Consider the following 9,414-nt stretch of genomic DNA (forward strand, 5'->3'; position numbering starts at 1 on the left):
GACGATCGCGAGGCACGACGTGGACGCGAAACGCGGGGAGGTCTCCCAGGCCCGCGCGCAGCTGCAGCAGGCCGCGACGGGGCAGACGCTCGTGCAGCAGCGGGCCCGCGAACTCGCCGTCGCCGAAGCGCAGGCCGGGGATGCCGCCTCGGCGCTCGAGATGGCGCAGGTGAACCTGAGCCGCACCAAGATTCTCGCGCCGGAGGACGGCTGGGTGACGAACCGGACCGTCCAGATCGGACAGGTAGTCCAACCGAACCAGCCCCTCCTCTCGTTGACGCTGGCCCATCACTTCTGGGTTGTCGCCAACATCAAAGAGACTCAGGTAGGCGGGATCCGCGCCGGCCAGCCGGTGCGGATCACCGTGGATGCCATCCGGCGCCACGTTTTCCGCGGGCACGTAGAGAGCATCGGGAAGACGACCGGGTCCACCACCGCGCTCCTCCCTCCCGACAATGCCACGGGGAACTTCATTAAAGTCGTCCAGCTCGTCCCTGTCCGGATCGCGCTCGATCCCGACCAGCGCGACCCGCCGCTCCAGCTCGGGCTCTCATGCGAGGTGGCCATCGACACCCGACAGGCGCACCCATAGCGCATGGCGACCGGGGCCAGTCTGGCCTCACCCTCGTTCGAGGCCGAACGGCGGACGAATACGTGGTTGGTGACCGTTTCCATTCTGCTCGGTTCGATCATGGCCACGATCGATACGAGCGTCGTCAACATCGCCCTCCTGCATATTCAGGCGACGTACGGGGCGACGATCCAGGAAGTCACCTGGGTCACGACCTCCTACTTGATCAGCGTGGTCCTGGTCATGCCGCTGACCGCGTGGCTCGCCTCTGTCCTCGGCCGGAAGCGGATGTACATATTTTCGGTGATCATCTTCACCGCGGCCTCGGCGCTGTGCGGGGTCTCGCGGACCCTCGGGCAGCTCATCGCATTCCGGGTCCTCCAGGGACTGGGGGGCGGGGCGCTCCAGCCTGTAGCCCAGGCGATCATGCGGGAGACATTCCCCCTGCGACAGCAGGCCCAGGCCATGGGGCTGTTCGGGATGCTCGTCCTGCTCGGACCGGCGGTCGGCCCGACGCTCGGCGGCTATCTTGTCGACAACTATTCCTGGCCGTGGATCTTCTACGTCAACCTGCCCGTGGGCGTGCTGTCGCTGTTCATGGTCTCGCAGTTCATCGTCGATCCCCCGTACATGCGGGCGAGGGGCCTGCATAAGGTCGACGCGGTCGGGATCGGGCTGCTGATCATCGGCGTCACCTCGCTCCTGACGATGCTCGAGCAGGGCGAGCGCGATGGATGGTTTGGCAGCTCATTCATCCTGGCCCTGGGCGTGGTGGCGGCGGTGACGATCGCGGCGTTCATTGTGTGGGAGTTGTACACTCCGGTCCCCGCCGTCAACCTGCGAATTCTTGCCAACACCTCGTTTGCCGCGGGAACCCTCATCATCGGGGTGCTGGGCGTCGCGCTCTTCGGAGGGCTGATCCTGCTGCCGCTGTTTCTCCAGAACCTGCTGGGGTACGACGCGACCCAAGCCGGCCTCGCCCTCATGCCCCGGTCCCTGATCATGGTGTTGACGATGCCCATCGCGGGCGCACTGTACAATCGCGTGGGCGTGCACGCGATGGCGCCGTTCGGCCTCGCGCTCGCCGCGGTCTCCTCGTTTCTGATGGCGCGCTTTACCCTCAACGCGGGGCCTCTGCAGATCCTCATCCCGCAGATCCTCCAGGGGCTGGCATTCGGATTCATCTTCGTCTCGATCTCGACCACGGCGATGTCGACGATCTCCCGGCCCCAGATGCAGGCCGCGACGGGCCTCTATAACCTGGTCCGCCAGCTGGGCGGCAGCCTGGGCACCGCCATCTTCGTTACGCTCGTCGACCACAAGACCACGACGGCCAGCGCGAACCTCGTCCGGTACGCCTCGCCGTTCAACCCGACGTTCATGCACTGGTGGCAGACCTACCAGTCCGGGTTCGCCGCCCGGGGCGTGGACCTGGGGCGCGCACGCCTCCAGGCGCTCGCCCTCCTCAACCATGCGATCGGCCAGCAGGCCGCAGTCGTCGCGTTCAACTACGCGTTTGCGGTGATGGGCGCGCTGTTTCTCTGCTGCCTTCCCCTCGTGCTGCTGCTGCGCCGCGGAGATCGGCCTGAGCACACGCCGCCTGGAGACACATAGGGGGCGTCGTCGCCAGCCCGCCCGACTCACACGGTACTCCATTCCAATTCGTTCTTGACACCGGCCGCCTCTGGTGTGAGAATGCCCGCGGCCCTTCCGCCGCTCGACGATGAGAGGTGACGCGATGACTGCGTCTGCAGACATGCTCCTGGAAGTCCACGACCTGGTCAAGGACTTCGGCCGGGTTCGAGCCGTCGACGGGATTTCGTTTGCGATCCCGAGGGGCAAGATCGTCGGCCTGCTTGGCCCCAATGGGGCGGGGAAGACCACGACGATCCACATGCTGCTCGGCATCACCGGTCTGACGTCGGGCCGCATCACGTACTTTGGAATGGAATTTGCCAGGCACCGGCAGGAGTGCCTGCAGCGAATCAATTACGCCTCATCTTTCAACACGCTGCAGGGCCGCATCTCCGTGTGGGAGAACCTGCTCGTGTTTTCGCACCTATACGCCATCCGGGACGCCGGCGCGAGGATCCGGAAGCTGCCGGAATACTTCGAGATCGGCGCCCTGCTGCAGCGCCGATACTGGGATCTCTCCGCGGGGCAGAAGACCAGGGTCAACCTGATCAAGGCGCTGTTGAACGACCCCGAGCTGATCCTCATGGACGAGCCGACCGCATCCCTCGACCCGGATATCGCGGACAAGACGCTGTCGCTGATCGAAGAAGCGCGGCGGACCTCGGCGGTATCGATTCTGTACACCAGCCACGACATGGAGGAGGTCAACCGGATCTGCGATGAGGTCATCTTCCTCGACCGCGGCCGGATCGTCGCCCAGGACACCCCGCTTGGGCTCACCAAGCGGATCCAGAACGCGCATCTCAAGCTCACCTTCGACGGCGATCTGCACACGGTGGAGGCGTTTCTCGCGGAACGCCGCCAGGGGCACACGTTTCCCCATCCGTACGCGGTGTCGATCGATACCACGGAGCAGATGATCCCCGAGCTGATCTTCGGCCTGAGCGAGCGCGGCGTCTGGATCACCGACATCGAGGTGAAGAAGCCGACCCTGGAGGACGTGTTCTTGCGGATCGCGAGAGGGACAGATCATGTCACCTAAGCGCATCGGGGCGATCCTCGTACAAGAGTTCTACATCACGAAGCGATCGCTCGAGGTCATCATGGACCTCTTCTTCACGTCGTTGATGACCGTCATCGTTTTTGGGTTTGTCTCGCGGTTCCTGGTGGGCGTGCTGAACGCCTACACGGGATCGTACCTCATCCTGGGGATGCTGCTGTGGGAGGTGATCAGGGTTAATCAGTACTCGCTTTCGGTGGGCAGCCTCTGGAACATCTGGTCACGGAATCTGAGCAACCTGTTCATCGCCCCGCTGACGATGAAGGAATACATTGCGGCGCACATGCTGTCCGGGCTGCTCAAGACCCTGCTCATCTTCGGCACGGTCTCAGCGGTCGCCGCCGCCGGATTTCAGTTCGACATCCTGCGCCTCGGGATACTGAACCTCACGTTGTTCTTTACGAATCTCACGGTTTTCTCCTGGTCGCTCGGCCTCGTCCTGCTGGGGGTGATCTTCCTGGTCGGGACACGGATCCAGGCCCTGGCCTGGGGCCTGGTCTTCCTCTTCCAGCCGCTCACCGCGGCGTTCTATCCGGTGGGGGTGCTGCCTCCGGTCGTTCAGCGGATCGCGTACGCCCTGCCGCCCACGTTCGTCTTCGAAGCGGCCCGACAGGCGTTGGCTACCGGTGCGGTGAACTGGACCTATGCCGCCATCGCCTTCGGCGAGAACCTGGTGTACTTTGGACTGGCGCTCGCGGCGTTCACCCTGATGTTCGCACGCGCGCGGAACACCGGACAGTTTGCGCGGAATGAAGGCTAGACGTGCGCCGAGCGGCCGATCACTTTTTCGGATCGAGCTTCAATGCAGCCGAATTGATGCAATACCGCAGGCCGGTCGGCTGAGGGCCGTCATCGAACACATGACCAAGATGCGCGTCGCACTTGGCGCACAGCACCTCCGTGCGAACCATGCCGTGGCTGCGATCGATCTCTTCGTCCACGTGCCCGTCGGCGATTGGGCGTGAGAAGCTCGGCCATCCGCAGCCGGCATCGAATTTCGCATCGGACTCGAAGAGCTCCTCGCCGCAGCAGACGCAGCGATAGACGCCCGGCGTCGTCGTCTTGTCGTACGCACCGGTGAAGGGCCGCTCGGTGGCCTTCTCGCGCGTGACGGCATACTGCTCCGGCGTCAATTGCCTGCGCCATTCGCTCTCGTTCTTCTTGATCTTGTCTGACATGTGCGGCCTCCGTCCCTCGTAGTACGTTGCCCCCACCACACTACGGTATCAGATTGGCGGGGATCAGCCGCTCGACGATGACCACATCGCGCCATTTCCCGTCGAGCATTGCGTGCTTCTGGTAGGTGCCGACCTCTCGAAAGCCCACCGATCGGAGGAGGCGGAGGCTCGCGGTGTTCTCCGGGAATACGCGCGAGACGAGCTTCCAGAGGCCGGCGCGCTCCGCTTCGCGGATCAACGCCTCCATCGCCACGCGCCCCGCGCCGCGTCCGCGCGCCTCCCGGGCAACGTACACGGAGAACTCGGCGATGCCCGCGTAGCACTCGCGCGGCCGGTACGCGGAGGTGGACGCGAACGCGATGAGCCGTCCCTCATGCTCGACGGCGACGACGGGATGCGTTCCGTCGAACCACGTGCGCACGTCCTCACAGTTCCGCAGGCGGGTCTCGAACGTCGCGACGCGGTCTTCGATCCCCTGGTTATAGATCGCGGCGATGGCCTCGCCGTCCTCGGGTGTGGCGATCCGCGCGCGCATCGGCCCTCCTTCACCACACCTCAGAAGTAGTTGGACGTGATCCCGCCGTCAACGACGAGCACGCTTCCATTGACCCACATCGACTCATCGGACGCGAGGTACAGAGCCATCTGAACGATGTCCTCCGGCCGGCCGAACCGGCCGAGGGGGATCCGATTCAGGCGGAGCTGCTTCGCCTCGGGGTTGTTGAGCAGCCAGGACGTCAAGAGCGGCGTCTCGATCGGGCCCGGTGCGATCGCGTTCGCGCGGATGCGCTTGGGGCCGAACTGCACCGCGAGCGATTTGGTCAGCGCGATCACTCCGCCCTTGCTGGTCGTGTAGGCGTCCTGGGGGACCGTGCACCCCACGAGGGCCACGAACGACGCGACATTGATGATCGAGCCGCCGCCCGCGCGAATCAATTCGGGGATCCCGTGCTTGCAGCAGAGATAGATCCCCTTCAAGTTGACGGTCATCACCTGGTCCCAGACCGACTCCTCGACGTCCACGACCGAGCCGTCTTTTTCCGGGAAGATCCCGGCGTTATTGTAGAGAACGTCGAGGCGGCCGAACCGGTCCACCGCGCGCCGCACCGCGCTCCGCACCTGCTCCTCCCGGCCGACGTCTCCCTGGACGAAGAGCGCTTGTCCGCCCTGGTTGGTGATCTCGCCCGCCACGTCTTCCCCGGCGTTCGCCGAGACATCGAGGGCCACCACGCGGGCGCCCTCGCGCGCGAACGTGACCGCGGCGAGCCTCCCCATGCCGCTCGCGCCGCCGGTGATCAGGACGACCTTGTCGCGAAGTCTCATCGGAGGCTCCTCGTGCCGCGCGCTTGCGCGATCAGGTGCGTTCGAAGTTGCGTCCCAGCTCCCAGCATGTGACGGCCCGGTCAAACACCTGCTGCTCCAGCCGGGCAGTGTGCAGGTAGTGCTCCACGACGCGGTCGCCAAACGCCCACCGCGCCATCTCGCTTCGGTCGAGCTCGTCGGTGGCCTCGCGCAGCGTCGCCGGGACCCGGGGGAGCCCTTCCGCTTTGTACGCGTCCCCCTTGAACATCGCGGGAGGCTCCAGGGTCCGCTCGACGCCCCACAGGCCGGCTGCGATCGTGGCGGCGATGGCGAGATACGGGTTCGCGTCCGCCCCCGGGATCCGGTTCTCGACGCGCAGGCCCTGGCCTTCGCCCACGACGCGAAACCCGCACGTACGGTTGTCGTGGCTCCACACCGCCAGGACCGGCGCAAATGTGCCGGCGACGTACCGTTTGTACGAATTGATGTACGGGGCGAACAGGTACGCCATTTGCCGAGCCCCGGCGAGCTGGCCGCCCAGGTAGTGGCGGAAGGTCGCCGACATCCCGAGCGGGGCGGCACCTTCCTCCCAAAAGAGGTTGCGGCGGGCGTCCCGGTCCCACAGGCTGCTGTGGAGGTGGAAGGACGACCCGGCGGCGCCGGCCTGCCACTTCGCCATGAAGGTGAGCGCCACGTGATTGAGCGCGGCGATTTCCTTGGCCGCGTGCTTGTAGATGGTATGGCGGTCGGCCATCTCGACGGGCGTGGTGTAGCGGAGATTGATCTCGTGCTGCCCGGGTCCCCATTCCCCTTTGCTGAACTCGACCGGGACGCCGGCCCCTTCGAGGCCGTTGCGGATCTGCCGCACCAACCACTCCTCCTTCGTCCCTTGGAGGATATGATAGTCCTCGCTGTACCGGCCGTAGAGATCGAGATCGTGGTAATGCTTCTCTCGGGCCTGCTCGTACGTGTTCCGGAACAGGTAGAACTCCAGTTCCGATGCGACCATAGGGACGAATCCGCGCTCTCGGGCGCGCTCGACCTGGGACTGGAGGATCTGCCGCGGGGACTCCGGCACGGGCCGGCCGTCCTCGTCGCAGACATCGCAGAGCACGAGGGCCGTCGCTTCAAGCCAAGGGAGGCGGCGCAGCGTGCCGAGATCCGGCCGCAGCCACACGTCATGATAACCCGTGGCCCAACTCGTCAGCTGATAGCCGGGGAGGGGCTCCATCTCGACATCGCACGCCAGGAGATAGCTGCACGCGTGAACACCGTCCTGGGCGACCTCGCCGACAAAGAACCGGCCGGTGACCCGCTTGCCGACCAGCCGACCCTGCATGTCCACCATCGCCGCGATGACGGTGTCGATTGCTCCGTCCGCGACGGCCGTTCGGAGCGCGTCCACCGTCAGCCGGCCTGCCGGTGCTTCGGTCATCCTCGGTCCTCCCTTCGGGACCCGCCCCCTCGCGCGCGATGGAACGTGTCGTTCCATGGCTTCGAGCCCGAACCCTCCGGCGCGCCGCCCGTGCGCCGCCGGGATTCTGTAGGCCGGGTGGGGAGGAGCGCCAGAAACGCGGCCACCACCGGCGAGACCGTCCGTTCGCGATGGTAAACGAGGGAGAAGTCGAGGTACAGCGGTTCCCGCAGGGGGCGGGCCACGAGGCGGCCGGTTGCAACCTCTTGCGCGACCGCGGCGTGGGCCATGAGGCCCGCGCCGATGCCGTCGGCGACGGCGCTCTTGATCGCCTCGTTGCTCTCCAGCTCCATCGCCGGAGGGACCTCCAAGCCGTTCGATCCAAACGCCCGCTCGATCAAGCGGCGGGTCGCCGACCCCGGCTCGCGGAGGATCATCGGGATATTGCGGAGGTCCTGCACCGCGATCACGCGTTTGCGGGTGAGGGGATGGCCTGCCGGCAGGATGACGAGCACGCGGTCTCGGATCAACGGCAACGACGCGAGGAGGGCATCGTTGCACGGCCCGGCGATGAGGCCGGCGTGCAGGCGAAAGTCGAGCACCTTGGCCAGGATCGTCTCCGAGTTGCCTACGGTGAGGCTCACCCGTACCCCTGGATACCGCCGCTTGAACCGGTCCAGCAACTCCGCGATATAGTAGGCCCCCGCGGTACGACTGGCGCCGACTTCCAGGTGGCCGGTGCGCAGCCCGGCAAGGTTATCCATCGCGTCGCCGGCAGCGTCGAGCAGGTGGAAGATGCGCTGCGCGTAAGTGTCCAGCGTCCGTCCCGCATCCGTCACCCGGACCCGCCGCCCCACCCGGTCGAACAGCCGCTGGCCCAGGCTCCGTTCAAGCCGGCGGATCTGCTGCGTGACGGCGGGTTGACTGATGCCGAGTTGGTGGGCGGCTTCGCTGAAGCTCCTGAGCCGGGCGACGAGGTGGAACGTGTTGAGCGGGACGAGCGGCATCCGATCGGCTCCGGCCGCCTTGCGCGTCACCACGATTGGCCCACCATCCGATGCATAAGGATAATTAATGGATGCTTAACATTTCGTTATTTGACATTATACCAGTTCACCCTGTACCGTGAAGGGGGAGAAGCGGTCGATCCTATGAGCGTGGCGATGCCTACCGACAAGGTCATGAGCGCGGCGGAAGCGATTGCCCGCCACATCCGCCCTGGGGCCGTCCTGGGGATGGGCGGGCAGAACATTGGCCGCTGCCCGATGGCGCTCACCCAAGAGATCATCCGGCAGCGGATCGGCGACCTGACCGTTGTCGGGTGCAACCTCTCGATCGCGATGGACCAGCTCGTCGGCGCGGGCCTGGTGAGGCGCTGCGAATGCGGCTCGGGGAACCTCGAACGGTTCGGCACCACTTTGTGCTGGCGGCGGGGCATCGAAGAGGGGACCCTCGAGGTCGAAGACTACAGCCACCTCGCCATGGTGACCCGGTTTCTCGCGGGCGAGATGGGTGTGCCGTTCATGCCCACCCGCAGCCTCCTCGGGTCGGACCTGCTGTCCCCTCCCCAGGAAGCGGGGGGACCGGCGCGTCAAGGCAAAGCCCAAGTGATCGACAATCCGTGGGCGCCCGGGGAACCTGTGGCGCTTGTCCCGGCTCTGCAGCCCGACGTCAGCATCGTCCACGTGCAGCGGGCCGACCGCATGGGCAACCTCATCATCGAGGGATTCGCGACGCACGAGCCGGAGATGATCCGCGCCTCGCGCCATGTGATTGCGAGCTGCGAGGAGCTCATCTCGACCGACGAGATCCGCGCCCATCCTGAGCAGACCACGGTGCCGTTCCTCCACGTGAGCGCCGTGGTGGTGCAGGCCTTCGGAGCGTATCCGACGTCAACCTACCGGTACTACGATTACGATGCCGCGCAGGTGGCCGCATATCAGACGGTCGCCCGGGCGGGCGGCGAGACGCTCGCCGGGTACTTTCAGACACGCGTGTGGGACTGCGCCACCTTTGACGAACATCTGGCGGTCGTGGCCGGACGCGAACAGCTCGAGCGGCTGAGACAGGCGATGCAGGCGGTGGTCTAGCGCAGGAGGGATCGTAGTTTGCCCAACGGCTACACGCGGCAGGAACTCATGGTCATCGAGGCGGCGCGGCACGTCCGCGACGGCGACGTTGTCTTCGTCGGCACGGGGCTGCCGCTGCTCGCGACGACGTTCGCGCAGCGGACTCACGCCCCCAACCTGGTCTG

10 protein-coding genes are annotated in these 9,414 nt (G+C 65.8%); 5 read left to right on the forward strand and 5 right to left on the reverse strand.

The window, feature by feature from the left end; translation table 11 throughout:
• From VFP86_00005 to VFP86_00020, 4 genes are all read left to right on the forward strand, one after another.
• Positions 1–592, forward strand: a 592-nt coding sequence (locus tag VFP86_00005; GenBank protein ID HET8998007.1) for an efflux RND transporter periplasmic adaptor subunit, incomplete at its 5' end; no start/stop codon positions are given.
• 3 nt (positions 593–595) lie between these two features.
• The gene (locus tag VFP86_00010; protein HET8998008.1) at positions 596–2,185 is read left to right on the forward strand and encodes a DHA2 family efflux MFS transporter permease subunit; all 1,590 of its coding nucleotides are present in this window, start codon (positions 596–598) and stop codon (positions 2,183–2,185) included.
• Positions 2,186–2,309: 124 nt separating this feature from the next.
• A complete protein-coding gene (locus VFP86_00015) occupies positions 2,310–3,248 on the forward strand; it encodes an ABC transporter ATP-binding protein (GenBank protein ID HET8998009.1) in 939 nt (312 codons plus the stop codon).
• The gene (locus tag VFP86_00020) at positions 3,238–4,026 is read left to right on the forward strand and encodes an ABC transporter permease (protein HET8998010.1); all 789 of its coding nucleotides are present in this window, start codon (positions 3,238–3,240) and stop codon (positions 4,024–4,026) included. The genes VFP86_00015 and VFP86_00020 overlap by 11 nt, the downstream gene beginning before the upstream one ends.
• 19 nt (positions 4,027–4,045) lie before the next feature.
• Here VFP86_00020 and msrB read toward each other — a convergent pair whose 3' ends face one another.
• From msrB to VFP86_00045, 5 genes are read right to left on the reverse strand one after another with little or no spacing between them, the layout of a single operon-like run.
• Complete coding sequence (gene msrB, locus VFP86_00025) at positions 4,046–4,444, reverse strand: peptide-methionine (R)-S-oxide reductase MsrB (GenBank protein HET8998011.1); 399 nt, start codon at positions 4,442–4,444, stop codon at positions 4,046–4,048.
• Between the two features lie 40 nt (positions 4,445–4,484).
• On the reverse strand, positions 4,485–4,979 hold the full coding sequence (locus tag VFP86_00030; GenBank protein HET8998012.1) for an arsinothricin resistance N-acetyltransferase ArsN1 family A: 495 nt from the start codon (positions 4,977–4,979) through the stop codon (positions 4,485–4,487).
• Positions 4,980–4,999: 20 nt separating this feature from the next.
• Positions 5,000–5,767: a glucose 1-dehydrogenase gene (locus tag VFP86_00035; GenBank protein ID HET8998013.1), complete on the reverse strand. Its 768-nt coding sequence runs from the start codon at positions 5,765–5,767 to the stop codon at positions 5,000–5,002.
• A 31-nt stretch (positions 5,768–5,798) separates the two neighbouring features.
• Entirely contained in the window at positions 5,799–7,181 is a 1,383-nt protein-coding gene (locus VFP86_00040) for a glutamine synthetase family protein (protein HET8998014.1), read from the reverse strand.
• Positions 7,178–8,200 carry a LysR family transcriptional regulator gene (locus tag VFP86_00045; protein ID HET8998015.1) on the reverse strand — a complete coding sequence of 341 codons (1,023 nt, stop codon included), beginning with the start codon at positions 8,198–8,200 and terminating at the stop codon, positions 7,178–7,180. Before VFP86_00045 ends, VFP86_00040 begins: the two co-directional genes overlap by 4 nt.
• 123 nt (positions 8,201–8,323) lie before the next feature.
• On the opposite strand from VFP86_00045, the gene VFP86_00050 reads away from it, so the two are divergent.
• A complete protein-coding gene (locus VFP86_00050) occupies positions 8,324–9,250 on the forward strand; it encodes a CoA-transferase (GenBank protein ID HET8998016.1) in 927 nt (308 codons plus the stop codon).
• Positions 9,251–9,414: the final 164 nt, after the last annotated feature.

It is taken from the genome of bacterium (genome assembly GCA_035703895.1).
GTDB lineage: Bacteria > Sysuimicrobiota > Sysuimicrobiia > Sysuimicrobiales > Segetimicrobiaceae > Segetimicrobium.

Coding starts and splice junctions, on each gene's coding strand:
- VFP86_00030 (HET8998012.1), bottom strand. CDS start 4,979: ATGCGCGCGCGGATCGCCACACCCGAGGACGGCGAGGCCATCGCCGCG.
- VFP86_00020 (HET8998010.1), top strand. CDS start 3,238: ATGTCACCTAAGCGCATCGGGGCGATCCTCGTACAAGAGTTCTACATC.
- VFP86_00035 (HET8998013.1), bottom strand. CDS start 5,767: ATGAGACTTCGCGACAAGGTCGTCCTGATCACCGGCGGCGCGAGCGGC.
- msrB (HET8998011.1), bottom strand. CDS start 4,444: ATGTCAGACAAGATCAAGAAGAACGAGAGCGAATGGCGCAGGCAATTG.
- VFP86_00010 (HET8998008.1), top strand. CDS start 596: ATGGCGACCGGGGCCAGTCTGGCCTCACCCTCGTTCGAGGCCGAACGG.
- VFP86_00050 (HET8998016.1), top strand. CDS start 8,324: ATGCCTACCGACAAGGTCATGAGCGCGGCGGAAGCGATTGCCCGCCAC.
- VFP86_00040 (HET8998014.1), bottom strand. CDS start 7,181: ATGACCGAAGCACCGGCAGGCCGGCTGACGGTGGACGCGCTCCGAACG.
- VFP86_00015 (HET8998009.1), top strand. CDS start 2,310: ATGACTGCGTCTGCAGACATGCTCCTGGAAGTCCACGACCTGGTCAAG.